A 26114-nucleotide genomic window follows, 5' to 3' on the forward strand; every position below is an offset into this window, starting at 1 on the left:
ATCCACCGAGCGGCCGACCGGTCCGCTGAACAGCGGACCGGTCGGCTGAACCGGACACCGCCGACGGCGGGGGAGCCCCCAGGGGCGCCCCCGCCGTTCGCGTTCTCTCGTGCGGGTCCGCGTCCGCGTTCTCATCCGACTCTTATCCGCCACTTATCCAGCCATCACGGCCCGTGCCTAGCTTCGCCCCATGTTCTTCACCTACCTCCGGCGCGAGTTGCGCCGCCGCAGGAAGGCGGCGCTCGTCGTCGCCTCCGGGCTCGCGCTGGGCATCGCTCTCGTCATCGTCGTGACCTCCGTGTCCGCGGGCATGGGGCAGGCGCAGGCCAAGGTCCTCCAGTCCCTCTACGGCCTCGGCACGGACATGACCGTCACCAAGGCACAGACCCCGCCGGGCGAGGGGGGCGCGCCGCAGCGCCAGCGCTTCAAGTTCGACGCCAAGGACGGCGCCGACGGGGCCGCCGGTGCCGAGCAGAGCCACGACATCGTGATGCCCCAGGGATTCCAGACCCTGGACGCGACCACCGTCGCCAAGGTCTCCGGCCAGCGCGGGGTCGCCGACGCCGTCGGCGGCCTCAGCCTTCAGGTGATGAAGGTCAACGGGCAGTTCCGGCGCGGTGAGTTCAAGCGCACCGAGGGCGCCGGCCAGGGCGGCGCGCAGGGCGGTCGCAGCGGTGGCGGCCAGGGCGCTGGCGGCGCGGGCGGTTCCGTCGAGGGCGGCGGCGCCGACTTCGACGTCAACTCCTTCACCGTCTACGGCACCGACGTCGCCAAGCCGGAGCTGGGTCCGCTGACCACCTCCAAGCTCACCTCCGGGCGCACCTTCCAGACCGCCGAGGCCGATGCGGCCGTGGCCGTGGTCGACAGCGCCTACGCCACGAAGAACAAGCTGGCCGTCGGGTCCGACGTCGCCGTCAAGGGCGCCACCTTCAAGGTCATCGGCATCGCGACCGCCGACAGCGGTGACGCGGCCGCCAACCTCTACGTCCCGCTCAAGCAGGCCCAGACCCTCGCCGAATCGCCGGACAAGATCACCACGGTCTACGTCCAGGCCAAGGACTCCAAGGCGATCGACTCGGTCAAGACGGCCATCCAGGCGAACGTCCCCGACACCACCGTCACCACCTCCGCGGACCTCGCGGACACCGTCTCGGGCTCGCTCTCCACGGCCTCCTCGCTCGCCTCGACCGTCGGCACCTGGCTCTCCTACACGGTCCTCGCCGCGGCCTTCCTCGTCGCCGGGCTGCTCACCTCCTCGGCCGTCAGCCGCCGGGTGCGCGAATTCGGCACCCTGAAGGCGCTCGGCTGGAAGAGCCGCCGGGTCACCGGTCAGGTCGCCGGCGAAGCCGTGGTCAACGGCCTCATCGGGGGCGCCCTCGGCATCGGGCTCGGGCTCGGCGCCGCCTACCTGATCACGGCCATCAGCCCCACCCTCACCGCGCAGCTCGGCGGCGGCGGTGGCGGCGCGCGCGGCGGCCGCGCGGGCGGCTTCGGTGGCGGCGGTGGCGGCTTCGGCGGCGCCCGCCGCACCGCGGCCAAGGCCCTGGACGTCGCGCTCACCGCGCCCGTCTCCCTGTCCACCATCGGCCTCGCCGTCGCCCTCGCGGTGGCGGGCGGCCTGATCGCGGGCGGCTTCGGCGGCTGGCGCGCGTCCCGGCTGCGCCCGGCGGACGCCCTGCGCCGCGTCGAGTAGGCCGGTCGGGCGGGCCCTGCCCCTGCACGGCCCGCCCGACCTCCCGGTCGAGGACCGGCCCCGCGCACTGCCGAACGTACGAGAGGAACCCACGCACGATGTACCAACTCACCGGTGTCACCAAGAACTACCGGCGCGGCAAGGACACCGTCACCGCGCTCGCCGGGGTCGACCTGACCATCGAGGACGGCGGCAGGCTCGTCATCCAGGGCCCCACCGGCGGCGGCAAGTCCACGCTGCTCCAGATGCTCGGCGGTCTCGACCGGCCCACCGCCGGCTCCGTCGTGCTCGACGGCCAGGACCTGGCGAGCCTGTCGGAGGCCCGGCTGACCGAGGTCCGGGCGCAGAACATCGGCTTCGTCTTCCAGTCCTTCAACCTCATCCCCACCCTCACCGCGCAGGAGAACGTCGAGACGGCGCTCGTCCCGCTCGGCCTCAAGGCGAAGGCCCGGCGCGAACAGGCCGCCGAGGCGCTAGATTCGGTCGGCCTGGCCGAGCGCATGGGCCACCTGCCCGGCGAGCTCTCCGGCGGCCAGCAGCAGCGCGTCGCCATCGCCCGGGCCCTGGTGAAGAAGCCGAAGGTGCTGCTCGCCGACGAGCCGACCGGCAACCTCGACGAGTCCACCCGGGACGAGGTGATGGACCTGCTGGAGGGGCTCTGGAAGGAACACGGCCTGACCTTCGTCATGGTCACGCACGACAGCGCGCTCGCGAAGCGGGCACCGCGGCTGGCGACGATCCGACGGGGTCGGGTCACGGTCACCGAGAACGTCTGAGACATCTGAGACATCTGAGACGTCTGCGAACGTCTGAGGACGTCCGAGAACGTCCGGTCCGGGCGGAAAAGCCTTGGCCGCGGTGCGCGGGCCGGAGCTACGGTCATCGGATGACCGATTCCGCGCCCGCACCCGCGCCCGCCTCGACGCCCCCTTCCGTCCCGCTCCTCTCCGTACCGCCGACCGCCGCCGAAATCGCCGCGTGGACCCGCCTGCTGGGCGCCGTCCACGCGGTCGATCTGCCCGGCGTGCCCGCGCCGAGCGTCGTGGAGGTGGGCGGCCGCCTCGGCGTCCCCTCGATCCGCGGGCGCTCCGTCCAGTGGGCGATACCGGGTGAGGACGGCGAGATCGACGGCGCCGCCGCCCTGCTGCTCTTCACCGACGAGGGCAATACGCACGGCGCGTACCTGGACGTGCTCGCGGTCCGTCCCTCCGCCCGGCGCCGCGGTCTCGGGCGCGCCCTGTGGGAGCGGGTCCGCGGCGAACTCCTCGCACAGGGGCGTACGTCGGTGTCATCGACGGTCGAACTCGGCTCTTCCGCGCAGCGGTTCGCGGAGGCTCTCGGTTTCGAGAACGTCCTGCCGATGGCCTGGCACGTGCAGGAGGTCCCCGCCGGGCCGGTCGAGGAGCCGCAGGAGGTCCCCGGCTACCGGCTCGTGAGCTGGAGCGGCGAGACCCCCGACGCGTGGGCCGAGGCCGCGGCCGTCGCGCACGGGGCGATGGAGGACGCGCCGATGGGCGAGCTGGACGAGCGGGCCCCGGTCTGGACGGGGGAGCGCGTGCGCCAGGCGCAGCGGTTGATCGTGGACCGGGGCGGAGTGATCCTTTCGGTGGCCGCGCTGACCGGCACCGGCGAGATGGCGGCGTACACGGAACTGGTCCTCCCCGATCCCGCGGACACCCGGGCCGTCCAGTACGACACGGTCGTCGTCCCCACTCATCGGGGCCGGGGGCTCGGTCGGCTGGTCAAGCGGCAGATGGTGGCCCAGGCCGTGCGGCGGTACCCGCAGGTGCGGGAGATCGTGACGACGGTCGCGGACGAGAACGCGCCGATGCTCGGGATCAACGAGTCCCTGGGCTACCGCCGCGAGCGCGGCGTGGGCCTGTTCCAGCTCAAGCTGTAGCGGTTCGGCCCGTGGGCGCCGAGGCGGACGAAGGGCCGGAGGACGACTCGGACGAGGGCGCGGCCCAGGAGCCGAGCAGGCGCAGCGCGTCCGCCGAGGCCGATCCCGGCTCCGCGTGGTAGGTGACCAGCGACTGCTCCGGATTGTCCGGGAAGGTCAAGGTCTCGAAGGAGAGGGTGAGCGGGCCCACGACCGGGTGCCGCAGGTCCTTCGTGCCGTGCGACTTGTCGTGCACGGTGTGCTCCGCCCACAGCTGCCGGAACTCCGCGTTCTTCACGGAGAGTTCGCCGACGAGCGCGGACAACTGCGGGTCGTCGGGGTACTGGCCCGCATACAGCCGCAGGTTGCTGACCACCTCGCAGGCCCGGCAGTCCCACGCGTCGTACAGCTCCGCGGTCGCCGGGTCGAGGAAGACCATCCGCACCAGGTTCCGCTCCTGGGGCGGCAGCGCGCCGAAGTCCCCGAAGACGGCCGCCGCCATCCGGTTCCAGCCCACGACGTCCTGGCGCCGGCCGATGATGTAGGCCGGTACGCCGTCCAGCGCGTCCAGCAGGTGCAGCAGCTCCGGCCGGACCTTCTCAGGGCGGTGGCTCTGGCTCTGGCGGCGCTTGCGCGCCTTGGGCCGGGCCAGGTGCGTCAGGTGCGTGTACTGGGTGTCGTCGAGGCGCAGGGCGCGGGCGAGGGCATCGAGGACCTCGGCCGACACGTTCTGCCCCTGGCCCTGCTCCAGCCGCGTGTAGTAGGCCACGGAGACCCCGGCCAGCTGGGCCAGCTCCTCGCGGCGCAGCCCCGGCACGCGGCGGTGGCGCCCGTAGTCGGGCAGGCCGACGTCCTGCGGGCGCAGCCTCGCGCGGCAGGAGCGCAGGAACTCGCCGAGTTCGGTGCGCAGGTCGCTCCGCCGGTCGGGTCGCTGGTCGTCGGCCTGGTCCATCCGTCCAGTATCCCCGGGTCGGGGGCGGGGCGGAGGTCGGGAGCCTGACCCCGCCAGGGGTAGGTTCGCCAGTCCTAGCTCCGACAGGGGTCTGGGTGCGCGGCCGGATGCGAGGCATCGTTTCTGCAGTACCGCTTTTCCGTTGTTCCCGCTGTCCCGCACCACCCCGCATTCCGCACCACCCCATACCCCAGCGCACCGTCCAAGGAGCCCCTCCCGTGTCGCACCCCACCGCTGCCGTGTCCGCCCCCACCCGGGTCGCCGCCTACGCGGCCCCCTCGCCCAAGGCCCCGCTGGAGCGCACCACCGTGCCGCGCCGCCCGGTCGGCGAACACGACGTCCTCATCGAGATCAAATACTCCGGGATCTGCCACTCGGACATCCACCAGGCCCGCGACGGCTGGGGCGAGGGCATCTTCCCGATGGTCCCGGGCCACGAGATCGCGGGCATCGTGACCGCGACCGGCGCCGGCGTGACGAAGTTCGCCGTGGGCGACCGGGTGGGCGTCGGCTGCTTCGTCGACTCCTGCGGCGAGTGCGCGAACTGCGTGCAGGGCCAGGACCAGTTCTGCGAGCGCGGCGCGACGGGCACGTACAACGCGGTCGGAACCGACGGCGAGCCGACGTACGGCGGTTACTCCACCCACATCGTGGTCGCCGAGAGCCACACCCTGCGCATCCCGGACGGCATCGCCCTCGACGTGGCGGCGCCGCTGCTGTGCGCGGGCATCACCCTCTATTCGCCGCTCAAGCGCTGGGGCGCGGGTCCGGGCAAGAAGGTCGCCATCGTCGGCCTGGGCGGTCTCGGGCACATGGGCGTCAAGATCGCCGCGGCGCTGGGGGCCGAGGTGACCGTCCTGTCGCAGACCCTGCGCAAGAAGGCGGACGGGCTGGAGCTCGGCGCCGCGCACTTCCACGCGACGAACGACCCGGCGACCTTCACGGAGCTGGCCGGCACCTTCGACCTCATCGTCTCGACGGTCTCGGCCCCGCTGGACCTGGGCGCGTACCTCGGCCTGCTGAAGGTGGAGGGCGCGCTGGTGAACGTCGGCGCCCCCGAGGAGCCGGTCTCGCTCAACCTGTTCTCCGTCATCGGCGGCAACAAGACGCTGGCCGGTTCGATGATCGGCGGGATCCCGCAGACCCAGGAAATGCTGGACTTCTGCGCGGCGCACGGTCTGGGCGCGGAGATCGAGCTGATCAGCGCCGACCGGATCAACGAGGCGTACGGCCGGGTCGAGGCGAGCGACGTCCGCTACCGCTTCGTGATCGACGCGTCGACGATCTGACGTCGTAGATCGACGGGCGGCCCTCGCGAAGCTGGGAGAGGATGTCCTCAATGCCCCTTTCAGTCGGGGCAGTCGAGGATGTGATGGACAGTGGTACTGCAGTGGACCGACGCGCTGGACGAGCTTCCGGAGACCGGCTCGGGGGTGTTGGGAGCGGTGGCCGGCCGCTACGCGAGGGGGCCGGGGTCGGACTTCTGGGTGGTGTTGCCGATGCGCTTCCTCGCACACCACGTGAGCGAGCCGGACGGCCGCGAGTTCCGTGACTGCTTCGTGGACCGGGGGGCCGTGATCCGCTTCCCCTACGCGGGGGTCGGCCCGGACCCGGAGGGCGTCACCCACTGGGCCTACCTCCCCGCCCTCCCGGGCACGGCCTTCAACCACCTCGTGGGCCACTCGGTGGCCCCCTCCCTCCAGGCGGCCTTCGGCCTCCTGTGACCGGGGGCGGGGCGCCGGCTGACCGCTGGCGGGCCGCCGCGCGCCACCCGATGACGGGTGACGCGCGGCGGCCCGGTCGGCTGCCGGCTCAGGCCTGCGTCGACGGCGGCTTCGCCACGCCGATCGGGCAGGAGACGCCCGTGCCGCCGATGCCGCAGTAGCCCGTGGGGTTCTTGTCCAGGTACTGCTGGTGGTACGGCTCCGCGGGCCAGAACGGGCGGTCGGCGGCCGGCAGGACGGCCGTGGTGATCGCGCCGTAGCGGGACGCGGTCAGGACCTGCTGGTAGGCGTCGCGGGAGGCTTCCGCGGTGGCCTGGTGGGCGGGGGAGTGGGTGTAGGCCGCGGAGCGGTACTGGGTGCCCACGTCATTGCCCTGGCGGAAGCCCTGGGTGGGGTCGTGGTTCTCCCAGAACACCTTCAGCAGGGACTCGTACGGCAGCACGGCCGGATCGAAGACGACGCGGACGACCTCCGTGTGGCCCGTACCGCCCGAGCAGACCTCCTCGTACGACGGGTTCTGCGTGGATCCGCCCTGGTAGCCGACCAGCGTGGTCCACACGCCCGGGGTCTGCCAGAAGATGCGCTCCGCGCCCCAGAAACAGCCCAGCCCGAAGTCCGCGACCTCCAGGTGGGCCGGGTAGGGACCGGCCAGCGGGTTGCCGAGCACCGTGTGGCGGGACGGCAGGTCGAACTGCGGGGTGGGGCGGCCCTTGAGGGCCTGCTCGGGAGTGGGGAGTTCGGGGGTGCGGCGGTAACTGAACACAGGGGCCTCCTCGGCGGCGGTCGCACAGGGGACAACAGGACGGGGCGGGCCGGGATTCCCCCACCTGGAAGGATCCGACCCGCCCCGCCCCCGAGCCCGGCGCTTCAGGCGCCCGGCGTCACCTGGCCCACGCTGTAGTCGCGCGCCTTCAGGTAGCGGGCCGCCGGGTCGCCCGAGTAGGTCCACGGCGCCGTGCCGATGTGGCCGTCGACGTGGCGGAACTGCTCGATCGCCTCCGGGTAGCGGTCCTGCCAGTACAGGAACCACGCCAGCATGTGCCGCAGGCGCAGCGCCCGCCGGTCGTCCGGGGCGGCCGCCGCGAGGTCCGCCAGCGCCGCCGTCGCGGCGGCGACGACCTCCGGCTCCTTGAAGTAGACGTCCGGGTCGAGGTCGTCCTCGTGCGTCTCCTGCTCGAAGTACGCGTACAGCGGCAGCAGGGTCAGCAGGTCGCCGGGCCCGCCGAGCGCGGCCGCCTCCCGCGCGTAGGCCATGGCCTCCTCGTGCGAGCCGTGCCACTTGGCGCACCAGTACTGGAGCGAGCGCACGTGCGCCGACAGGTTCTTCGGGTCCCGCTTGATGATCTCCGCGGAGAGCGCGCGGTAGCGCTCGTTCGAGTAGCCCAGGCCGAGCGCGATCGGCTGCTCCAGGACGTACGGGGTGGGGTCCGCCGGGTCGGCGAGCGCCTGCGCCTCCTCGACCAGGACCTGCGCCTTGCGCTGGAGCTCGTGGAAGACGCGGAACTGCTCCCGCGAGGTCTGGTTGGCCCGCAGCGCGCCCCGCACGTTCGAGGCGACGGTGAGCGCCGAGTCCGCGTCGATCGCGGCGGCGGTCGGGTCGGTGGGCCGGGCCGCGCGCCAGGCGCGCAGCCAGGCGTCGTCCTGCGCGGCCTCCTCGCCCAGCACGTAGACGCGCGTGTAGCGCTCCTCCCAGTGCTGCCCCGCGGCCTCGACCCAGGCCGCGCCCGCCTGCCAGTCACCGGAGCGGACGGCGGCCCGGACGACGCCGTGCTCGGCGGGTACGGGCCCCGAGTTCTCGGTGTCGAGCCGGTCGCCCGGCAGGAAGCCCTGGTCGACCGAGCGGCCCGCCACGCGGGCACCGATGGCCTCGACCTCGGCGGTCAGCCGCTTGGCCTTGCGGATGTAGTAGACGCCGCGCAGCACGTAGCCGGCGACGGCCAACAGGGCGAGCCCGAGCACGCCGAAGAAGATCATCATGCCAATGCCAGCTTTCGCAGCGGTGCGGTGTCGCCCTGGTCGGCCACGGCCGCGTCCAGGGCGGCGTCCAGTTCGTCCTGGACGCCTTCGGAGGAGTAGCCCAGCGTCGCCGAGTCCGACCACGACAGCTGCCAGCGGGCCGCGCCGCGGGCCGTCAGCTCCACCGTGACCAGCTGGTTCAGCGCGCGCCGCACCCCCGGGCGGGCGAACTCGCGGGCGGCGCGACCGGTGGCCGCCGTCGCCTCCTCGGACTTCGGCAGCCGGTCCGCGACCCGCCACAGGGCGGCCGGGTCGGTGTCGATCAGGTCCAGGAAGTCGCCCAGGTCGCCCTGGGTCCCGGGGCGCTCGGCGGCCACGGCCGCGCGGATGTCCTCGGCGCCCTGGGCGACGTAGAGGCTCATGCTCTCGTGCACCAGGTCGGACCAGTCGGCGCGGCGCAGGCCCAGCGCCTCGGAGGTGAGGACCTCGTGCTCCAGCGCGGCGAAGGCGCCGGCCGCGGAGACCAGGACGTCCAGCGCGGGACGGGTGGCGGCGGCGCCGCGGCCGTCGTCCGCCAGGGCCTCGATCCGGGCCACCCGGTCCGCGATGGGCGGGTGCGAGTCGTAGGGGGAGGCGGGGCGCTCGGGCAGCTCCTCGCGCATCCCCGCCAGCTCCTCCGCGCGGGCGCCGAGCAGCTCGCCGAAGCCGCCGAAGACCTGGCCGGGGGCGGGCAGCAGGCCCGCGCCGACGCCGAGGGTGGCGTAGCGGTCCATGTAGAAGGTGTGCGCGGAGACCAGCGCGGGCAGCTCGCGCAGCGCGGACGCGTAGGCGTCGCGGCCGGCGATCCTGGCCGCGGCGAGGTCGGCGGCGTACTCCTGGCGGCGGAAGCCGGAGAGGGTGGCCCGCATGAAGAAGGAGCCGTAGGCGGTGTAGATCTTGGCCATCGAGCGGTACATGACGCCCGAACCGGAGGTGTTGACCTCCTTGGCCTTCTTGCCCTTGGCGATCCGCTTGCCGGCCTGCTTCTCCTGCTTGGCGCGCTCCTTGGCGACCGTGTTGTCCGCGCGCTCGTGGAAGTGCGCGATGGTCCGGCCGATCTGGGCCTTGCCGCGCACGATCAGCGGGGTGAAGCGGGTGTCGGCGTTGCTGTAGTGGCCGAGCTCGTGCGCCAGGACGGCGCGCAGCTGCATCTCGTCGAGCCCCGTCATCAGCGGCAGGCCGATGTACATGCGGCGCGGGCCGGGCAGCAGGCCGAGCAGCCGGGGGTCCTCGCCGACGGCCGCGTTGACCTCGTCGGTCAGCACGATCTCGTCCGGCGCGCGGGTGCCGACGGCGGCGGCCAGCTCGCGGACCATGGCCCACAGGTGCGGTTCCTGCTGCTCGGTGGGGCGCAGGCCCGCCATGGGCTCGGCCTTGGGCGTGCGGAGCATGAACATGCCGCGCACGACCGGGAAGGCCAGGACCAGGCTGACGATGACGAGCTTGGCGACGACCGGGCCGTGTCCGCCCGAGGCGATGATGGCGTAGTCGATGCCCGCCAGGACGGCGAGCAGGACGAAGCCGAGCAGATAGAAGCCGGACAGGAGTACGAGCGCGCGCAATGCGCGCAGCGAAGCGCCCATTTGGAAGGATCCCCCCACGGGATGTGACATGTGCGTCACGTGATGTGACCTGTGTGTACGAGGCGGTGGGCGCGGTGCGTAGCGGGCACCGCGGGCGCCCCAAGAGAGAGCAAAGTATGCAGGCCCGTCGGCCGCGGGGCGGCGTCGGGGTGCGGCTCGGGCCGCTCGGCCGGCTCGGGCCGGTCGGCCGCTCAGGCCCGTGAACCGTAGGCCGCGCGCCCGCGCGCGTGGTCGAAGGCGGCCACGGCGCCCGCGTTGTCCTGGGACCAGGGGGCGGCGCCGCAGTAGGGGCCGATCCGCCGGAACTGCTCCAGCGCCTCCCGGTCCATCCTCGCGGCCAGCAGGTGGTGGGCGAGCTTGTGGCGCAGCCGGGGCAGGTCCTCGTGGGTCTCCGGCACGGTGTCCAGGCGCCGGGCCACGTCCTCCAGTCGGGCCTTGACGTGCTGGTCGGCCCGGTTCCCGCGCTGCCCGCCGCGCTTCTCGACCTCGTCGAGGGCGTGCAGGTACAGCCCCGCCAGGGTGCTGCCGGCGGGGGAGGTCCCGACGGCGCGCACGGCGAAGTCGAACATCAGCTTGTCGGAGCCGAACCACTTGTCGCACCAGTACTGCAGGGCCTGCCAGTGCGCGGGCCCGTGGTGCGGGGCGCGCAGCTGGAGGTTGCGCCACAGCTCCGTGAACTGGCTGTGCGAGTACTGCATCCCGCGCGCCGCCGTGACCATCACGACCCAGGGGCCCGGGTCGTGCGGGGCGCGGTCCGCGGCCTGCTGGGCAGCGGCCATGGCGGCCGGGAGCAGCTCCTTGAACTGCCGCATCCGCTCGGCCGGGACCTTGTTCGCGTACTCGGCGCCGCGGATCTCCCAGGCGCGGTGCAGGAGCACCTGGGCGTACACGCTGCCCGCGTCGCCGTTGTCGGGCTGGGCGCCGCGCCAGTCGTTCAGCCAGCGGTCGTCGCTCTCGGCGATCTGGATGAGCAGCTCGATCCGCGACCACCGCTCGTCCCAGTCCCGCCCGGCGGCCTCGCAGTACGCGGCGGCCACCCGCCAGTCCCCGTCCCAGGCCGCGTCGGCGACCTCCTGGGCCCGCGCCCGCGTGCCGGGTTCGAGGACGGGGCCGCCGCGGCTGGGGTCGAGCTGGTCGCGGGGGACGAGGCCGAAGGCGGCCGGGTCGAACCGCGTGCGTATCCAGCGCTCGGCCCGCGGGCCGGCGGGCTTGCCCTTGGTCCGGGCGAGGAAGACGACCATGCTGAGCGGGATGAGGACCATGACGAGGACGAGTGCGAGGTTCACGGCCGGATCATGCGGCCTGAGCTGCGCTTATGGCAACCTTATAAGCACAGGTGGATTCGTGACGGGTCAGTGCGGCAGGGTCGCCGGGGAGCCGCCGTTCGCCTCGTAGCCCGCCACGGCCAGCGCCCGGTACACCGCGTACTGGGCCGCCGGATCCGCGCTGTGCGACCACGGCAGCGCGCCGACGTACCCGTCGACGTGCCGCAGTTGCTCCATCGCCTCGGCCCACCGCTCGCTGTTGACCAGGAACAGGATCAACAGGTGACGGACGTGCGCCAGCATCGGATCGTCGGCGCGGGCCGAGTGCACGGCGTACAGCGCGCCCTCCACGGCCCGGGTGACCACGGCGCTCTGGTAGAAGCTCTGCACGGTCGTGAACTCCGGCAGGTGCTCGTACACCGCGAACAGCGGCAGCGCGGCGAGCAGCGAGCCCTGCGGGGCGCGCGCGGCCGCGGCGTGCGTGAAGGCGTCGGCCTTCTCGCGGGAGCCGTGCCACTTCTCGCACCAGTAGTGCAGCGCCGCCAGGTGCGCGCCCATGTGCTGCGGCGCCCGGTCGATGATCTTCGCCCACAGGGCGTCGAACTCGGCCTCGGAATAGCCCAGTCCACGGGCGACGGCCAGCTCGGTGATGTACGGGACGGGGTCGCCGGGGGCCAGCAGCGCGCTGCCGGCGCCCGCCGTACGGGCCTCCTCCAGGATGATCCTGTGGTCCGTCGACCCCACGCCGCCCGACTGCCGCCACGCCTGCTGGACCAGCAGCTCGGCGTGCACCTGCGCGCCGCCCGCGTCCTTCGGGGCCTCCAGCCGCCACGCCTTCAACCACGGCGCACCGATGCCCGGCCGCTGCGCGAGGTCCAGCGCCGCCGCCCCGGCGAAGGCCTGCACGCGCTGCCAGCGCACCTCGCCGTCGCGCGGGGTGCCGGCGAGCAGCATGGACGCCGCCTGCCACTGGCCGCTGCGCTCGACGTTGCCGAGGGCGTCCATCAGGTCCTGGTCGGGTCCGGGGATCCGGATGTCGAGCTGCTCCTGCCGGGCGAAGCCGTAGTTCTCGGGGTCGGCGGCGTCGGGGCTGTCGGGCGTGACGAGGCGGAGGCCGGAGCGCCGGCGCCGCACGTAAGGCCCGACGACGGCGATGAGCATGCCGATCGCGATCAGGAACCACAGAATCTCCATGCGCCCAAGCGAACCAGACGCACGCCCCCGGACGCGAATGAGGGGTGCCCCTGCCACCAGCCGGTTCACCCCGGACAGCCCTTAGGCTCTGCTCATGAGCGACGACAGCCACGAGCACCAGAGCTTCGAAACCCGCGCCATCCACGCGGGGAACAAGGCGGACCCCCTGACCGGCGCGGTCGTGCCCCCGATCTACCAGGTCTCCACGTACAAGCAGGACGGCGTCGGCGGCCTGCGCGGCGGCTACGAGTACAGCCGCAGCGCGAACCCGACCCGTACCGCCCTGGAGGAGAACCTGGCGGCACTGGAAGGCGGCCGCCGCGGCCTGGCCTTCGCCTCGGGCCTGGCGGCCGAGGACTGCCTGCTGCGCACGCTGCTCTCGCCGGGCGACCACGTGGTCATCCCGAACGACGCGTACGGCGGCACCTTCCGCCTCTTCGCCAAGGTCATCTCCCGCTGGGGCGTCGACTGGTCGGTGGCCGACACCTCCGACGCGGCGGCGGTCCAGGCGGCCATCACCCCGAAGACCAAGGTCATTTGGGTCGAGACCCCCTCCAACCCGCTCCTCGGCATCACGGACATCGCCGTGATCGCCGACATCGCGCGGACGGCGGGCGCCAAGCTCGTCGTGGACAACACCTTCGCCTCCCCCTACCTCCAGCAGCCGCTCGCCCTCGGCGCGGACGTGGTCCTGCACTCCCTCACCAAGTACATGGGCGGCCACTCGGACGTCGTCGGCGGTGCGCTGATCACGGCCGACGCGGCCCTCGGCGAGGAGCTGGCCTACCACCAGAACGCGATGGGCGCGGTGGCCGGTCCCTTCGACTCCTGGATCGTGCTGCGCGGCATCAAGACGCTGGCCGTCCGGATGGACCGGCACTCGGAGAACGCCACGCGCGTCGCCGACATGCTGACCCGCCACGCGAAGGTCTCCCGCGTCCTGTACCCGGGCCTGCCGGACCACCCGGGCCACGAGATCGCCGCGAAGCAGATGAAGTCCTTCGGCGGCATGATCTCCTTCCAGGTCGTCGGCGGCGAGGAGGCGGCGGTCGAGGTCTGCAACCGCGCCAAGCTCTTCACCCTGGGCGAGTCCCTGGGCGGCGTCGAGTCCCTGATCGAGCACCCGGGCCGGATGACCCACGCCTCGGTGGTGGGCTCGGCCCTGGAGGTCCCGGGCGACCTGGTCCGGCTGTCGGTGGGCATCGAGGCCGCCGACGACCTGATCGCGGACCTGACCCAGGCGCTCGGCTAGACACCGACCGGACACCGACCGGACACGGACCGGACACCGGCCGGGACACCGGTCGGCAGGCGCACCGCGACGGACGTGGCTACCAGCCCCGCAGGGGCGGGGCCACGTCCGTCGGCGGTATCTCCCACGGGTGCGCGAGCGAGGCCCACACCGCGAAGGCGACGACCAGCGCGAACACCAGGGCCCACCCCGAGCGGCGCAGCGCCCGGCGCCGCCGCAGCAGCCGCGTGCCGCGGGCGGCGGCGACGGCCGCGAGGTCCACCGGCACCACCGGGTGCGGGCCCTCCAGCAGCCGCCGGACCTCGGCCTCCTTGCGATCGGGCGCGCCCATCACGCGACCCGGCCGGGCGGGGGCGGGCCCGCCGCGGCGGCCGCCCGCAGTGCGGTCATCGCGCGGTGGCACACCGCCCGCACCCGGTCCGCGGGGATCCCGAGCAGCGCGGCCGTCTGTTCCTCGGCCACGCCCTCGTACACCCGCAGGACCACGACGAGACGTTCCTGCGGACTCAGCCGGGCGAGCACCCCCGCGTCCGGCCGCGGGCGCCCGTGATGGCGCCAGGCGGAGCGGGCGAAGGCGGCGCACAGTTCGGCGCGGGTGGCGGCGTACGGGTCGTCGCCGCGCAGCCGCCGCCAGTCCGCGAACGTACGCGCCAGCGCGCCCGACAGCAGCCGCCGGGCCAGCGGCGCCGCGCCCTCCGGCTCGGCGGTCAACAGGACGGCGACGTGCAGGAGTCGGCCCGCCGCACCCGCGACGAAGGCCTCGAACTCCGCCCGTCCGTAGGTCGTTTGGTGGTCCACAATCCACATAGTGCGGGCAGTCGGACCACCCGGGTCAAGAGGTCGGACCACCCTCGGCGACGGCCGCCATGAGTTCCGACAGCGAGAGGTTGAAACGGGTGAGGAGCGAGGTGAACGCCTCGCGCTCCTGCGGCGACCAGCCCTCCGTGACCCGGGACATCAGCTCGCGCCGCGAGGAGCGGACCTCCTCCAGCCGCGCCAGCCCGCGCGGGGACAGCGCGAGGACCACCGCGCGCCCGTCCTCCGGGTGCGAGGTGCGCTTGACCAGGCCCGTGTCGACCAGCGGTGCGACCTGGCGGGTCACGGTGGAGGAGTCGATGCCCATGCCGCCCGCGAGCGCCTTGACCCCCATCGGGCCTTCCAGGTCGAGGCGGTTCAGCAGCAGGTACGCGGCGCGGTCCATCGAGTTGCGGGCCTGGCCGACCCCGCCGAGACGGGTCTGCTCCGCCCGCCGGGCGAAGACCGCCACCTGATGCTGGAGCGCGTCCAGGAGACCCGCCCCGGCGGGCGCGTCCGGCGCCGCCGGGAGGTCGGAATTGGCCGGAGTGGAAGGCATGGCCGTGGGCTCTCTTCGCATGGGGGCCGACAAGGATGGGGGACAGAGTACGCGGCTGCGCTGCGGCTCGTACGCCTCGTGCGAGAACTGGTACGGCGGGCCGGAGACGGGAATGGGACGCCTTCCGTACCGGTCTCGGATGGCGAGATTTCGCCCCCGTCCCGGATCCGGGGCGGGCGGCGTCCGCCCCGCGGACGGCCCGCGCCGGGCTCCCGCACAACTGCGAGACTTGGAGCCATGAACTACCGCGTGCCGGAGCCCGTCCCCCAGGTCATCCTCGACGACGTCCGGGGGGCCCAGAAGATGCTGTCCGGCGTCTCGCGGGTGACCGCCATGGAAGGCAGTCGGTACCTCACCTCGCTGGTCGGGGCCCCGGTCCACTTCAAGTGCGAGAACCTCCAGCGCACCGGCTCCTTCAAGCTGCGCGGGGCCTACGTCCGGATCTCCGGCCTGCGCCCCGAACAGCGCGCCGCCGGCGTCGTGGCGGCCAGCGCCGGCAACCACGCGCAGGGCGTCGCCCTCGCCTCCTCGCTGCTGGGCGTCCGCTCGACCGTGTTCATGCCGGTCGGCGCCCCGCTGCCCAAGGTCGCCGCGACCCGCGAGTACGGCGCCGAGGTGCGCATGTACGGGCAGGTCGTCGACGAGACCCTCGCGGCCGCCCAGGACTACGCGGACCGCACCGGCGCCGTCTTCATCCACCCCTTCGACCACCGCGACGTCATCGCGGGCCAGGGCACGGTGGGCCTGGAGATCCTGGAGCAGTGCCCCGAGGTCCGCACGATCGTCGTCGGCATCGGCGGCGGCGGCCTGGCCGCGGGCATCGCGGTCGCCGTCAAGGCGCTACGCCCCGACGTGCGGGTCATCGGCGTGCAGGCGGCGGGCGCGGCCGCCTATCCGCCCTCGCTCAAGGTCGGTCACCCGGTCTCCATCGACGCCCCCAACACGATGGCCGACGGCATCAAGGTCGGGCGCCCGGGCGACGTCCCCTTCAAGATCATCGGCGAACTCCTCGACGACGTGCGTACGGTGTCGGAGGACGCGCTCTCCAGCGCGCTGCTGCTCTGCATGGAGCGGGCCAAGCTCGTGGTGGAACCGGCGGGTTGCAGTCCGGTCGCCGCCCTGATGAGCGAGCCCGAGCGGTACGGCGACGGCCCGGTGGTCGCCGTGCTGTCCGGCGGCAACGTGGACCCGCTGCTGCTCCAGCGGATCCTGCGGCACGGCATGGCGGCCGCGGGACGGTACCTGTCGCTGCGGCTGCGCGTGACGGACCGGCCGGGGGCGCTGGCCGGTCTGCTGGGGGTGTTGTCAGTGGTGGATGCGAACGTGTTGGACGTGAGCCACGTACGGACCGATCCGCGGCTCGGGCTCACGGAGGTGGAGGTGGAGCTGCACCTGGAGACCAAGGGGCCGGAGCACTGCGCCGAGGTGGCGCGGTCGCTGCACAGCGCGGGGTACAAGGTCATGGGCTGAGGGGCGATCACGCCGATCACGCCGATCCGTTCGAGCATTCGAGCATTCGAGCATTGGGATCGTTCCGTACAGCTGCGCATCGCGATATGACGCGATAGCGTGTGCCCGGTCTCCGCGGGGTCACCCGTTCGGCCGGGCGAGGTCGGCCTGGCAACCATAAGATTTGCGTAGGAATCGTCCTTTTTGCTAGGAGAATCCATATGCCAGGCGCCATCTACGCCGAAGGTCTGGTCAAGACCTTCGGCGACGTACGGGCTCTGGACGGGGTGGACCTCGATGTCCCCGAAGGCACCGTCCTGGGTCTGCTCGGCCCCAACGGGGCGGGCAAGACCACCACCGTGCGCGTCCTGACCACCCTCCTCCAACCCGACAGCGGCAGGGCCGTCGTCGCCGGCATCGACGTCCTCAAGCACCCCAACGAGGTGCGCCGCGCGATCGGCCTGTCCGGTCAGTTCGCCGCGGTCGACGAGTACCTCACCGGCCGCGAGAACCTCCAGATGGTCGGCCAGCTCTACCAGATGAGCGGCAAGGCGGCGAAGGCGCGGGCCGCCGAACTGCTCGAACGCTTCAACCTCGGCGACGCCGCGGACCGCACCGCCAAGACCTACTCCGGCGGCATGCGCCGGCGCCTCGACCTCGCGGCCGCCCTGGTCGTCAGCCCGCCCGTGATGTTCATGGACGAGCCGACCACCGGCCTGGACCCGCGAAACCGCCAGCAGCTGTGGGGGATCATCCAGGAGCTCGTGGCGGGCGGCACCACCCTGCTGCTCACCACCCAGTACCTCGAAGAGGCCGACCACCTCGCCCACGACATCTGCGTGGTCGACCACGGTCGGGTCATCGCCCGCGGCACCTCCGACCAGCTCAAGGCGCAGACCGGCGGCGAGCGCGTCGAGGTGGTCGTGCACGAGCGCGAGCACATCGCCACCGCCCGCGAGGTCCTCGCCGCCTTCGGCAAGGGCGAGACGACCGTCGAGGAGCACACCCGCAAGCTCACCGTGCCCGTCACGGGCGGCGCCAAGCTGCTCGCCGAGGTCATCCGCGAACTGGACGGCCGGGGCATCGAGATCGACGACATCGGCCTGCGCCGCCCGACCCTCGACGACGTCTTCATCTCCCTGACCGGCCACGCCGCCGAGTCGGCGCAGGAGGACGACGGGGAGGACCCCGGCGCCGCCAAGGGCGGCCGGGGCAACAGGAGCGGCAAGGCCGCCAAGGCGCAGAAGGAGGAGGCCAAGTGAGCATCACCTCCCGCACGCCGGAGCTGGCCGCGCCGCGCCCCCGGGGCGGCATCGTCCAGTCGGTCAACGACTCGTTGGTGATCGCCAAGCGCAATTTGATTCGTATGTCCAGGATTCCCGAAATGATAATTTTCGGGGTGATCCAGCCGGTCATGTTCGTGGTGCTGTTCAGCTACGTCTTCGGCGGCTCCATCAGTGTCGGCGGCAACACCTCGCCCGCCGCCTACCGCGAGTTCCTGATGGCCGGCATCTTCGCCCAGACCGTCACCTTCGCCACCGCAGGCGCCGGCGCGGGCATCGCGGACGACATGCACAAGGGCCTCATCGACCGCTTCCGCTCGCTGCCCATGGCGCGCGGCGCGGTGCTCACCGGGCGCACCCTGGCCGACCTGGTGCAGACGGCGCTCACCATCGTGGTGCTGGCGATCGTGGCGGTGATCGTCGGCTGGCGCACCCACGAGAACCTGGGCAAGGTGCTGGCGGGCTTCGCCCTGCTGCTCCTGCTCGGCTACGCCTTCTCCTGGATCGGGGCGCTCATCGGGCTCTCGGTGCGGACCCCGGAGGCGGCCACGTCGGGCGGGCTGATCTGGCTCTTCCCGCTGACCTTCATCTCCAACGCGTTCGTCCCCTCCGACAACATGCCGACCTTCCTGCGGCACATCGCCGAGTGGAACCCCTTCAGCGCGACCGTCCAGGCCGCCCGCACGCTCTTCGGGAACCTGCCGCCCGGCTATCCGGTCCCGGACGCCTGGCCGATGCAGCACCCCGTCTGGGCTTCGATCATCTGGTCCGTCGTGATCATCGTGGTCTTCCGGACCCTGGCGGTCCGCAAGTACCGCTCGGCGACCGCGTAGGGGGCGCCGCGTAGCGCTCGCCGCACGCGCGAGGGCCCCCGCCGGAACGTGTCCGGCGGGGGCCCTCGCGCGTGCGCGACCCGGGGGTCAGCCGTTGAAGGGCGTCACGGCCAGGATCTTGACCAGGGCCTTCTTGCCGTTCGGCAGCTCGTACTGGGCGTCCTCGCCGATCGCCTTGCCCATCACGCCCGAGCCCAGCGGGGACTGCGGCGAGTAGGTCTCGAAGTCCGAGGAGGCGTACTCGCGGGAGGCCAGCAGGAACTCCAGCGTGTCGTCCGGGTCGCCGTCGAAGGCGATCGTCACGAGGGTGCCGGGCGCGACCACGCCGTCGGACGCGGGCGCGGTGCCGACCTTGGCCTTCTCCAGGAGCTGAGTGAGCTGGCGGACGCGCAGCTCCATCTTGCCCTGCTCCTCCTTGGCCGCGTGGTAACCGCCGTTCTCGCGCAGATCGCCCTCCTCGCGGGCGGCTGCGATCTTGACCGCGATCTCCGTGCGTGCGGGACCAGAGAGGTAGTCCAGCTCGGCCTTCAGCTGGTCGTACGCCGCCTGGGTCAGCCAGGTGACGTTCTCGCTCGTCTGGGTCACAGGTGCTCCTCGTCGGTACAGGGGAACTAGGGGAACTATGGGAACTAGGGGGACAACAAAGTCGCCGGCAACGGGCGAAACCACGAGCCTAACAATTCGGGAAGAAAAGAGGGAGGACACCAGCCGTCTGAAGTCCGTCAGGGCCCGGCAGCACGGCCCTGCGGCCACATCATGATCACCCGTACGGCGGCCCGCGCGACGGCCGTACGACGGCCCGTTCGCCCCGTACGGCGGCCCGGGGGCCCGTACGACGGCCCGTTCGACCCGTACGGCGGCCCGCGCGTCCCTAGTGCTCGTCGTCCCCGGCCGGCTGGCAGCCGATCAGCTCGATCATCGTGGCGCGGCCGGTGGTCTTCAGCGTGAGCATCTCGTCGACCCGGCCCGACGCCTGGTCGAAGGTGTAGTCCGCGCGGCCGACCTCACCGTGCTCCTTGTCCTGCGAGCTGAGCGTGCAGACCCCGGTGACGGAGGCGTCCTTGCGGACCTCCAGGTGCACCTGCACCTCGGAGTCCGAGACCACCTGGAACTTGATGATCTCCCCGCTGACGCTCTGCCCGCCGACGTAGTCCCAGCCGATCCAGCCGACCACGCCCAGCAGCACCGCCCCGAGCACCCCGCCCACGATCTTGAGCTTGCGGTCGGTCCGCTCGTCCGCCGACCGGCCGTACCGGCCCTCGGGCAGTCCCTCGCGCACCGCGCTCATGATCGTTCCTCTCGCAAGGGCCGGCCCCTTCCGGTCCGCGAGCCACCCGACCCCTGGAGGATCCCACGCCGCTCGGCGCGCGGCGGAATCGGGCCCCCCGTCAGCAGGGTGCGGGGCGCGGGCGGACGGTCCGCCCGGCGGCGGGCACGCACTACCGTTGTCGCCAGGAATACCCCTCGGAAGTAGCTTGCTGAGGGGGACGAGGAGCCGATACCGACGGCCACGCCCGACCCAAAGAGGATCCTGTCTTGACCGAGCAGCTTCGACTGATGGCCGTCCACGCACACCCCGACGACGAGTCGAGCAAGGGCGCGGCCACCATGGCCAAGTACGTGTCCGAAGGGGTGCCCGTACTGGTCGTGACCTGCACCGGGGGCGAGCGCGGCTCGGTCCTGAACCCCAAGCTCCAGGGCGACAAGTACATCGAGGAGCACATCCACGAGGTGCGCGCCAAGGAGATGGACGAGGCCCGCGAGATCCTCGGCGTCGAGCAGGAATGGCTCGGCTACGTGGACTCCGGCCTGCCCGAGGGCGACCCGCTGCCGCCGCTGCCCGAGGGCTGCTTCGCGCTCGCGGACGTCGACGAGGCCGCCGGCGAGCTGGTGAAGAAGATCCGCGGCTTCCGGCCGCAGGTCATCACCACCTACGACGAGAACGGCGGCTACCCGCACCCCGACCACATCATGACCCACCAGATCTCCATGGTGGCGTTCGAGGGCGCGGCCGACACCGAGAAGTACCCGGAGGACGAGTTCGGGCCGGCGTACCAGCCGCTCAAGCTCTACTACAACCAGGGCTTCAACAAGCCGCGCACCGTCGCCCTGCACGAGGCGCTCCTCGCGCGCGGCATGGAGTCCCCCTACGGGGAGTGGCTGGAGCGCTGGAAGGAGTTCGAGCGCACCGAGCGGACGCTGACCACGCACGTGCCGTGCGCGGAGTTCTTCGAGATCCGCGACAAGGCCCTCATCGCGCACGCCACGCAGATCGACCCGGACGGCGGCTGGTTCCGCGTGCCCATGGACGTCCAGAAGGAGGTCTGGCCCACGGAGGAGTACGAGCTGGCGAAGTCGCTCGTCGACACTTCCCTCCCCGAGTCCGACCTCTTCGCGGGCATCCGGGAGAATGCGTAGCTATGAGCGCTACGCAGGCAGCACTGACCCAGCTCCTCCCGCTGGCGGGTGACACCTTCGACAAGAACAAGGTGACCCCCGGCCTCCTCGGCTTCATCGTGTTCGCGGCCCTCGCCGTCGGCGTGTGGTTCCTGATGAAGTCGATGAACCGCCACATGGGGCGGGTCAGCTTCGAAGAGGCCCCCGACCCCGCCACGGCCGGTCCCGCCACCACGGCGACCGAGGCCCCGCGGGCCTCCTAGGCATCCGCGGAACCCGCGCCACCGCCCAGCAGGATCCAGGGCCGGTGGTGCGGGTTCCGCATGCCCCGCACCACAGGGGCGGCCCTACGCCGACGGCGCCGGGACCGCGACGCCCATGATCTCCCGCGAGTGACGGTCCGGGACCATCGACAGCCGCCAGGCCTGCCAGCCCTCCGCCGGGTCCACCCCGCGCGCCAGGATCAGCGCGTACGGCTCCAGGCAGTCCTCCAGCTTCCCGTCCCGCGCCGGGTGCGGCTCCGCCGCCAGGGCGGCCAGCTCCGCGCGGGCCGCCGCCAGGCCTTCCGGGCCCGGGGTCGCGTACGCCAGCATCGTGCACCGCAGGAAGCGCGCCCAGTCCCCGCCGCGCAGGTCCCCGTACGAGGCGAACAGCCGCCCCGCCTCCTCGCACAGTCCGACCGCCTGGGCGAGGCGCCCGTTGCCCGCGTCCACCACGGCCAGCTCCAGGCAGGTCCAGCCCTCCCCGTGGGCCAGCCCGATCCGGCGGAAGTCCGCCCGGGCGTCCACCAGCAGCTGCCGGGCGAAGCCGGAATTGCGCAGGTTGCCGGTCTGGGCCGCGCGCTGGTCCCGGGTCACCCGCCCCGAATGGTGGCGCGCGCACGCCAGCCCGTACACGTCCCGCATCCGCGAGAACATCGTCCGGGCCCGCTCCAGCTCGCGCACCGCCGGATCCCGCTCCCCGCTCTCCTCCAGCGCCTGCCCCAGGTAGTACAGCGTCCACGCCTCGCCGCGCGCGTCCTCCGCCTCCCGGTGCCGGGCCAGTGCCTCGCGCAGCTGCCCGACCGCCGTCGCCGGATCGCCGTCCACCACCCGGGCCCGCCCGAGCTGGGTCAGCGCCCACGCCTCGCCGCGGCCGTCGTGCGTGCGCCCGTACAGCTCCAGCGCGAGCCGCAGCTCCGCCTCCGCGCGCGGCACGTCGTCCATCCGCAGGCACACCTGCCCCAGCTGGAAGTGCGCCCACGCCTCGCCGTGCACGCTCTCGTTCTCCCGGTGCAGCACGAGCGAGCGCTCCAGCAGCGCCAGCGCCTCGGCCAGGTGCGCCCGGTCCCGCTCCACCGCGGCCAGCGCGTGCAGCGCCCACGCGCGGTCGCCCGCCAGCTCCGGCGGCTCCTGGAGCGCGATCGCCTGCCGGATCCGCGCCGCGGCCTCCGGGAGGTTCCCCTGGTGGTGCAGGGTGATCCCCAGCGAGACCAGCGCCATCGCCGCGCCCGCCTCCTGGTGCGCCTCCATGTACTGGTCCACCACCGACGTCAGCGTCGTGCGCGCCTTGTCCAGCTCACCGAGCTGGCGGGCCGCGATGCCCGTGCGCCACTGCACCGAGCGCACCAGCCGGCCCTGGTTCACCGCCTGCGCCAGCTCGTTGATCTCGCCGAGGCGGTAGAGGTCCCCGCGCAGCAGGCAGAAGTCGCACAGCGCCCCCAGCAGGTCCAGCACCGCCTGCTGGTCCACCCCCTCCGACTGCCGCAGCGCCGAGGTGATGAAGCTCGACTCCTCCTCCAGCCAGTTCAGCGCCGCGTCCAGGGAGGCGAAGCCGTGCCCGTCGAAGTGGTTCGCCCGGGTCGAGGTCTTCCCGTCGACCATCCGGATCACCGAGTCCGCCAGCTGCGCGTAGTTCCGGATCAGCCGCTCGTGCGCCGCCGTCGCCGAAGCCCGTTCCTCGTCCGCCGCCAGCCGCGCCGCCGCGAAGGAGCGCACCGCGTCGTGCATCCGGTACCGCTCCCCGCGCACGTGGTCCAGCAGCCCCGCCTTCGCCAGCTCCCGCAGCAGCCGTCCCGCCTCCGCCCGGTCGGCCCCGATCAGCGCCGCGGCCGCGGCCGCCCCCAGCGAGGCCCGCCCGGCCAGCGCGAGCCGCCGCAGCAGCCGCCGCCGGTCCTCGGGCAGCCGTACGTACGCCAGCTCCAGCGACCGGTCCAGCAGCCCCCCTTCGCCGGCCCGTACGCCGCCCAGCGGGGCCAGTACGCGCAGCGCCAGCGGCAGCCCCGCCCCCAAGCCCAGCATCCCCGCCGTCACCTCGTCCGCGTGCGGGCCGACGCCGGCCGCCTCCGCGCCCGCCCGCACCACCTCCGCGGACTCCGCCGCGCCGAGGCGCTCCACCGCCAGGTGGTGCACCCACGCCGGCGTGTCCGCGGGCAGTTCCAGTGCCTCCCGCGCGGTCACCAGGACCAGGCTGTCCGAACGCTCCGGCACCAGCGTGCGCACCTGCGCCGCGTCCGCCGCGTCGTCCAGCACCACCGTCACCGGCATGCCCTGGAGGTGCTGGTGGTACAACTCCGTCAGCCTGCGCACCTGTTGGTCCGCCGAGGAGCGCTCCCGGAAGAGCAGCTGCTCGCGCGGCGCACCCAGCCGGTTCAGCAGGTGCAGCAGTGCCTCCCGGGTCGGCAGCGCCGCCTCGCCACTGCCGCCACCGCCGCCGCTCCCGCTCAGCGCCACCACGCAGGCGCCCCGGTACTGGTCCCGCAGCTGGTGCGCCGCCCGCACCGCGAGCGCGGTGCGCCCCACGCCCGGCTCGCCGTGCAGTACGACGACCACCGGGCGGGTCTGCGTACTGGCCCGCGCGGCCTGCACCCACTGCGCGATCTGTCCGATCTCCGCGCGTCGACCGGCGAACGGACCGACCGGGTCCGGCAGTTGCCCGAAGGACTGCTCCAGCACCCGGCGCTGGCGCGCCTCGGCGCTGCGGTCCGATCCGCGCAACTGCGGTGCCCGTGCCGGCCGTTGCGTCCGCGCCGCCGTCGTCACCTGCCGCTGCTGCGCCAGGAAGGGTCGGATGCCCCGCACTTCCAGCGCCGACAACCACTGGAGCTTCAGCTGCTCGGGGCCGCCCGGCTGGCCCAGCGCGCCGGCCCGGCGGCTGGCCGCGGGCAGGTGGGTGCCGGTCACCTTCGCGACGGTCGCGAGGGCGCCCGCGACCAGCGCGGCGGCCCCCGTGGTCGCCGCCGTCGCCGCAGGCGCGTCGAGCGCCACGTCCATCCCGAAGGCGGCGGCCGCCGCCACCGTGCAGGCCAGTACCGCCGTCGAGGCGCTCTGCCGCCGGAACGCCTCGCGCAGCGAATGCTCCCCGGCGGCGGCCTCGTCCAGGGCGCTCACGTACGCCGCGTACTCCTCGGCGGCGCTGGCGGCCAGCGCGTCGAGGGCCTCCCGCCCCCGCGCGAGCAGCGCGGCCCTGTCCCCGGCCGTCCCGGACCGCGACGACTCCTCGTCGACGGCCCGTTCCAGCAGACGCTCGGCCTCATTGCGATGGCTGACCCGCATCCGCATCCTCCTCCGAAGAGCCCGGCACGAGCCCCAAGTGTCCTTCGCGGTGGGCCCGAGCGCGAGAGAATCTGAGCGAGTTCAGAGCTATCGGCCGCTCTTCGCCACCGAATTGACGACCCGTCGACTCCGTCGATGACCGAGAATCACGCGTATGGAACGACGCGTGAGGACGGCGACGGCGGCGGCGGCGACCGCGGTCGCGGCGATCCTGCTGACCGGTTGCGGCGACCCGTCCCCCGCCCGCACCGGCTTCACCGTCCGCTACGAAGCCCCCGCCGCGGTCGACCGTACGGAGGCGGCCCGGCTGCGCGCCGGGCGCGGGGCCGAGGACGCGGCCGAACGACTGAACGCGTTCCTCGACCTGTCCCACGAGGTGGTCGTCGTCGCCATGTCCTGCGCGGGCGAGGGCTCCGGCTACGCACCCGGGACCCGCCGCATCGAGCTGTGCTACGACGACGCCGTCGAGGACCGGGCCCTGTTCGAAGGGGCCGGCGACAGCCCGGCCGACGAGGCGGTCTCCGCGGTCTGGACCGAAACCCTCTTCCACGAGGCGGGCCACGCCCTCGTGGACCTCCTGGAGCTACCGGCCGAGGGCAGGGCCGAGGAGGACGCGGCGGACCGCTTCGCCGCCCTGATGCTCCTGCGCCAGGGCCCGCCGGGCGAGCGCGCGCTGCGACTGGCCGCCCGGGAGTACGCCCTCGCCGCGGCCTCCGGCACCGGCCCGCACGCCGAGGACCAGGACGAACACGCCCCCGACGCCCTCCGCGAAGCCACCCACCTGTGCCACCTCTACGGCGCCGCCCCCACCCGCCACCCGGACCTGGCCCCCCGCTTCCCCCACTGCGAAACCACCTGGACCACCACCCGCAACGCCTGGCTGAAAGACCTGACCCCGATGCTGCGGCAATGACCCCCGGCTAGAAGGTGTGCGTGGATTTCGCGGACCGAGTGGTCCGTGACCTCACACCGCTTTGATGATCACGCGGCCTGCGCAGAGCTTCGACCAGTCGTCGCGGTCGGACGTCAGGACGACGGCGGGTGCCGGTGCGCGGAGTGCGAGCGCGGCGACGAGCGCGTCGATGCCGTACTTGTGCCCGTGCAGGCCGCCCGCGTCCCGCAGGAGCCCCACCGCGGTCAGCGCATCCTCCTGGCTCACCGGTTCCACCCGCAGTCGAGAGAGGACCCAGCCCAATCGCGCGCTGTCAGTCTTCCCCTGAACCGCTTCCACGATGGTGAGCGCTGATACGAGCACGGTGACGCCGGCCTGGCGCGATGCCTCAATGCGAGCCACCATCTGCCGGTCATTGCGCAGGAGCAGGGAGAGCGCCTCGGAGTCGAGCACCAGTGAGCGGACGGGGTGCTCCTTCACACCGCGCCTCGCTCGACGTCCGCGGCCCGCTCGTCTCCGAACAACTCGCGGCGAGCGGCTTCGATCTCCTGCTCCGTGAGCGCGCCGTGTTCCTCTTCGTGTGCCGCGACGATCTCGGCGAGCCCGTCCATGGCGAGCTGGTGTCTGACCGCCTCGGTGATGTAGCTGGACAGCCCGCGACGACCGGTCCGTGAACGGAGCTCGTTGATCAGTTCAGCGGGCATGGAGACGGAGATGTTCTCGGTGCTCCCGGCTCGGTTCTGCTTCATGGCTCACAGTGTAAGACTGGTTCTATTACATCGCTCGGGATTCGTGGTTACTGGGCCGGCACTCTCGTAGTGGATCCCGTGCGGGAC

Annotated in this window: 26 protein-coding genes; 12 read left to right on the forward strand and 14 right to left on the reverse strand. The window is 72.8% G+C overall.

Translation table 11 applies throughout. The annotated features are described in order from the left end of the window. Positions 1–190: 190 nt before the first annotated feature. The 3 genes from ACIQWR_RS00215 to ACIQWR_RS00225 all read left to right on the forward strand — a co-directional run bounded on the left by ACIQWR_RS00215 (position 191) and on the right by ACIQWR_RS00225 (position 3593). Positions 191–1693, forward strand: a complete 1503-nt coding sequence (locus ACIQWR_RS00215; RefSeq protein ID WP_404003656.1) for an ABC transporter permease — start codon at positions 191–193, stop codon at positions 1691–1693. Positions 1694–1791: 98 nt separating this feature from the next. Further along, a complete protein-coding gene (locus tag ACIQWR_RS00220; RefSeq protein WP_404003659.1) occupies positions 1792–2469 on the forward strand; it encodes an ABC transporter ATP-binding protein in 678 nt (225 codons plus the stop codon). A gap of 110 nt (positions 2470–2579) precedes the next feature. Further along, entirely contained in the window at positions 2580–3593 is a 1014-nt protein-coding gene (locus ACIQWR_RS00225) for a GNAT family N-acetyltransferase (RefSeq protein ID WP_404003661.1), read from the forward strand. Here ACIQWR_RS00225 and ACIQWR_RS00230 read toward each other — a convergent pair. Beyond that, a complete protein-coding gene (locus ACIQWR_RS00230) occupies positions 3583–4524 on the reverse strand; it encodes a helix-turn-helix domain-containing protein (protein WP_404003664.1) in 942 nt (313 codons plus the stop codon). The two genes, ACIQWR_RS00225 and ACIQWR_RS00230, sit on opposite strands and share 11 nt — an antisense overlap. Before the next feature lie 218 nt (positions 4525–4742). Between ACIQWR_RS00230 and ACIQWR_RS00235 the strand changes: the two genes are divergently transcribed. Both ACIQWR_RS00235 and ACIQWR_RS00240 read left to right on the forward strand, forming a co-directional pair. After that, the gene (locus tag ACIQWR_RS00235) at positions 4743–5813 is read left to right on the forward strand and encodes an NAD(P)-dependent alcohol dehydrogenase (RefSeq protein ID WP_404003666.1); all 1071 of its coding nucleotides are present in this window, start codon (positions 4743–4745) and stop codon (positions 5811–5813) included. 90 nt (positions 5814–5903) lie between these two features. Further along, positions 5904–6248: an AQJ64_40280 family protein gene (locus ACIQWR_RS00240; protein WP_385785374.1), complete on the forward strand. Its 345-nt coding sequence runs from the start codon at positions 5904–5906 to the stop codon at positions 6246–6248. A gap of 88 nt (positions 6249–6336) precedes the next feature. Here the strand turns inward: ACIQWR_RS00240 and msrA are convergent, their stop codons facing one another. From msrA to ACIQWR_RS00265, 5 genes are all read right to left on the reverse strand, one after another. Then, positions 6337–7011: a peptide-methionine (S)-S-oxide reductase MsrA gene (gene msrA / locus ACIQWR_RS00245; RefSeq protein WP_404003668.1), complete on the reverse strand. Its 675-nt coding sequence runs from the start codon at positions 7009–7011 to the stop codon at positions 6337–6339. A 104-nt stretch (positions 7012–7115) separates the two neighbouring features. After that, positions 7116–8225, reverse strand: a complete 1110-nt coding sequence (locus ACIQWR_RS00250; protein WP_404003670.1) for a hypothetical protein — start codon at positions 8223–8225, stop codon at positions 7116–7118. Further along, entirely contained in the window at positions 8222–9826 is a 1605-nt protein-coding gene (locus tag ACIQWR_RS00255; protein WP_404003672.1) for a M48 family metalloprotease, read from the reverse strand. The genes ACIQWR_RS00250 and ACIQWR_RS00255 overlap by 4 nt, the downstream gene beginning before the upstream one ends. A gap of 191 nt (positions 9827–10017) precedes the next feature. Continuing rightward, complete coding sequence (locus ACIQWR_RS00260) at positions 10018–11112, reverse strand: hypothetical protein (protein WP_404003674.1); 1095 nt, start codon at positions 11110–11112, stop codon at positions 10018–10020. Between the two features lie 66 nt (positions 11113–11178). Continuing rightward, the gene (locus tag ACIQWR_RS00265) at positions 11179–12285 is read right to left on the reverse strand and encodes a hypothetical protein (protein ID WP_404003676.1); all 1107 of its coding nucleotides are present in this window, start codon (positions 12283–12285) and stop codon (positions 11179–11181) included. Between the two features lie 94 nt (positions 12286–12379). Between ACIQWR_RS00265 and ACIQWR_RS00270 the strand changes: the two genes are divergently transcribed. Next, positions 12380–13537 (forward strand): cystathionine gamma-synthase, encoded by a 1158-nt coding sequence (locus ACIQWR_RS00270; protein ID WP_399259690.1) that lies wholly within the window; start codon positions 12380–12382, stop codon positions 13535–13537. A 79-nt stretch (positions 13538–13616) separates the two neighbouring features. Here ACIQWR_RS00270 and ACIQWR_RS00275 read toward each other — a convergent pair whose 3' ends face one another. The 3 genes from ACIQWR_RS00275 to ACIQWR_RS00285 are packed head-to-tail and all read right to left on the reverse strand — an operon-like array spanning position 13617 to position 14891. Then, positions 13617–13868 (reverse strand): hypothetical protein, encoded by a 252-nt coding sequence (locus tag ACIQWR_RS00275; RefSeq protein WP_404003679.1) that lies wholly within the window; start codon positions 13866–13868, stop codon positions 13617–13619. Further along, positions 13868–14335, reverse strand: a complete 468-nt coding sequence (locus ACIQWR_RS00280) for a sigma factor-like helix-turn-helix DNA-binding protein (RefSeq protein WP_404003681.1) — start codon at positions 14333–14335, stop codon at positions 13868–13870. Before ACIQWR_RS00280 ends, ACIQWR_RS00275 begins: the two co-directional genes overlap by 1 nt. A 34-nt stretch (positions 14336–14369) precedes the next feature. After that, positions 14370–14891, reverse strand: coding sequence for a MarR family winged helix-turn-helix transcriptional regulator (locus ACIQWR_RS00285; protein ID WP_399259693.1), 522 nt, complete (start codon positions 14889–14891; stop codon positions 14370–14372). Positions 14892–15128: 237 nt separating this feature from the next. Here ACIQWR_RS00285 and ilvA point away from each other — a divergent pair, with 237 nt between their 5' ends. The 3 genes from ilvA (at position 15129) to ACIQWR_RS00300 (ending at position 18456) form a co-directional block, all read left to right on the forward strand. Further along, a complete protein-coding gene (gene ilvA, locus ACIQWR_RS00290; RefSeq protein ID WP_404003684.1) occupies positions 15129–16361 on the forward strand; it encodes a threonine ammonia-lyase in 1233 nt (410 codons plus the stop codon). Positions 16362–16561: 200 nt separating this feature from the next. After that, positions 16562–17602: an ATP-binding cassette domain-containing protein gene (locus ACIQWR_RS00295; RefSeq protein ID WP_404003686.1), complete on the forward strand. Its 1041-nt coding sequence runs from the start codon at positions 16562–16564 to the stop codon at positions 17600–17602. A gap of 2 nt (positions 17603–17604) precedes the next feature. Next, complete coding sequence (locus tag ACIQWR_RS00300; RefSeq protein WP_404004998.1) at positions 17605–18456, forward strand: ABC transporter permease; 852 nt, start codon at positions 17605–17607, stop codon at positions 18454–18456. A gap of 87 nt (positions 18457–18543) precedes the next feature. On the opposite strand, the gene greA is transcribed toward ACIQWR_RS00300, so the two are convergent. After that, positions 18544–19041 (reverse strand): transcription elongation factor GreA, encoded by a 498-nt coding sequence (greA, locus tag ACIQWR_RS00305; RefSeq protein ID WP_399259696.1) that lies wholly within the window; start codon positions 19039–19041, stop codon positions 18544–18546. Positions 19042–19327: 286 nt separating this feature from the next. Continuing rightward, complete coding sequence (locus tag ACIQWR_RS00310) at positions 19328–19744, reverse strand: DUF4307 domain-containing protein (protein WP_399259697.1); 417 nt, start codon at positions 19742–19744, stop codon at positions 19328–19330. 248 nt (positions 19745–19992) lie between these two features. Between ACIQWR_RS00310 and mca the strand changes: the two genes are divergently transcribed. Together mca and ACIQWR_RS00320 are read left to right on the forward strand one after the other, a co-directional pair. Beyond that, on the forward strand, positions 19993–20874 hold the full coding sequence (gene mca / locus ACIQWR_RS00315; protein ID WP_385785334.1) for a mycothiol conjugate amidase Mca: 882 nt from the start codon (positions 19993–19995) through the stop codon (positions 20872–20874). A gap of 2 nt (positions 20875–20876) precedes the next feature. Next, positions 20877–21116 carry a hypothetical protein gene (locus tag ACIQWR_RS00320; RefSeq protein WP_399259698.1) on the forward strand — a complete coding sequence of 80 codons (240 nt, stop codon included), beginning with the start codon at positions 20877–20879 and terminating at the stop codon, positions 21114–21116. Between the two features lie 84 nt (positions 21117–21200). Here ACIQWR_RS00320 and ACIQWR_RS00325 read toward each other — a convergent pair whose 3' ends face one another. After that, positions 21201–24386: a tetratricopeptide repeat protein gene (locus ACIQWR_RS00325; RefSeq protein WP_404003690.1), complete on the reverse strand. Its 3186-nt coding sequence runs from the start codon at positions 24384–24386 to the stop codon at positions 21201–21203. A gap of 154 nt (positions 24387–24540) precedes the next feature. Between ACIQWR_RS00325 and ACIQWR_RS00330 the strand changes: the two genes are divergently transcribed. Next, the gene (locus ACIQWR_RS00330) at positions 24541–25299 is read left to right on the forward strand and encodes a DUF4344 domain-containing metallopeptidase (RefSeq protein ID WP_404003692.1); all 759 of its coding nucleotides are present in this window, start codon (positions 24541–24543) and stop codon (positions 25297–25299) included. Between the two features lie 51 nt (positions 25300–25350). On the opposite strand, the gene ACIQWR_RS00335 is transcribed toward ACIQWR_RS00330, so the two are convergent. Together ACIQWR_RS00335 and ACIQWR_RS00340 are read right to left on the reverse strand one after the other, a co-directional pair. Beyond that, a complete protein-coding gene (locus ACIQWR_RS00335) occupies positions 25351–25758 on the reverse strand; it encodes a PIN domain-containing protein (RefSeq protein ID WP_404003694.1) in 408 nt (135 codons plus the stop codon). After that, positions 25755–26027, reverse strand: coding sequence for a hypothetical protein (locus ACIQWR_RS00340; RefSeq protein WP_404003697.1), 273 nt, complete (start codon positions 26025–26027; stop codon positions 25755–25757). The genes ACIQWR_RS00335 and ACIQWR_RS00340 overlap by 4 nt, the downstream gene beginning before the upstream one ends. Between the last annotated feature and the right edge of the window lie 87 nt (positions 26028–26114).

Origin of the sequence: Streptomyces sp. NPDC098789 (genome assembly GCF_044759975.1) — a bacterium.
Taxonomy (GTDB): domain Bacteria; phylum Actinomycetota; class Actinomycetes; order Streptomycetales; family Streptomycetaceae; genus Streptomyces.

What these genes read in the sequence shown, in the direction of transcription:
- ACIQWR_RS00215 (WP_404003656.1), top strand. Translation starts at nt 191, where the DNA reads ATGTTCTTCACCTACCTCCGGCGCGAGTTGCGCCGCCGCAGGAAGGCG.
- ACIQWR_RS00220 (WP_404003659.1), top strand. Translation starts at nt 1,792, where the DNA reads ATGTACCAACTCACCGGTGTCACCAAGAACTACCGGCGCGGCAAGGAC.
- ACIQWR_RS00225 (WP_404003661.1), top strand. Translation starts at nt 2,580, where the DNA reads ATGACCGATTCCGCGCCCGCACCCGCGCCCGCCTCGACGCCCCCTTCC.
- ACIQWR_RS00230 (WP_404003664.1), bottom strand. Translation starts at nt 4,524, where the DNA reads ATGGACCAGGCCGACGACCAGCGACCCGACCGGCGGAGCGACCTGCGC.
- ACIQWR_RS00250 (WP_404003670.1), bottom strand. Translation starts at nt 8,225, where the DNA reads ATGATGATCTTCTTCGGCGTGCTCGGGCTCGCCCTGTTGGCCGTCGCC.
- ACIQWR_RS00255 (WP_404003672.1), bottom strand. Translation starts at nt 9,826, where the DNA reads ATGGGCGCTTCGCTGCGCGCATTGCGCGCGCTCGTACTCCTGTCCGGC.
- ACIQWR_RS00265 (WP_404003676.1), bottom strand. Translation starts at nt 12,285, where the DNA reads ATGGAGATTCTGTGGTTCCTGATCGCGATCGGCATGCTCATCGCCGTC.
- ACIQWR_RS00270 (WP_399259690.1), top strand. Translation starts at nt 12,380, where the DNA reads ATGAGCGACGACAGCCACGAGCACCAGAGCTTCGAAACCCGCGCCATC.
- ACIQWR_RS00275 (WP_404003679.1), bottom strand. Translation starts at nt 13,868, where the DNA reads ATGGGCGCGCCCGATCGCAAGGAGGCCGAGGTCCGGCGGCTGCTGGAG.
- ACIQWR_RS00285 (WP_399259693.1), bottom strand. Translation starts at nt 14,891, where the DNA reads ATGCCTTCCACTCCGGCCAATTCCGACCTCCCGGCGGCGCCGGACGCG.
- ilvA (WP_404003684.1), top strand. Translation starts at nt 15,129, where the DNA reads ATGAACTACCGCGTGCCGGAGCCCGTCCCCCAGGTCATCCTCGACGAC.
- ACIQWR_RS00295 (WP_404003686.1), top strand. Translation starts at nt 16,562, where the DNA reads ATGCCAGGCGCCATCTACGCCGAAGGTCTGGTCAAGACCTTCGGCGAC.
- ACIQWR_RS00310 (WP_399259697.1), bottom strand. Translation starts at nt 19,744, where the DNA reads ATGAGCGCGGTGCGCGAGGGACTGCCCGAGGGCCGGTACGGCCGGTCG.
- ACIQWR_RS00320 (WP_399259698.1), top strand. Translation starts at nt 20,877, where the DNA reads ATGAGCGCTACGCAGGCAGCACTGACCCAGCTCCTCCCGCTGGCGGGT.
- ACIQWR_RS00325 (WP_404003690.1), bottom strand. Translation starts at nt 24,386, where the DNA reads ATGCGGGTCAGCCATCGCAATGAGGCCGAGCGTCTGCTGGAACGGGCC.
- ACIQWR_RS00330 (WP_404003692.1), top strand. Translation starts at nt 24,541, where the DNA reads ATGGAACGACGCGTGAGGACGGCGACGGCGGCGGCGGCGACCGCGGTC.
- ACIQWR_RS00340 (WP_404003697.1), bottom strand. Translation starts at nt 26,027, where the DNA reads ATGAAGCAGAACCGAGCCGGGAGCACCGAGAACATCTCCGTCTCCATG.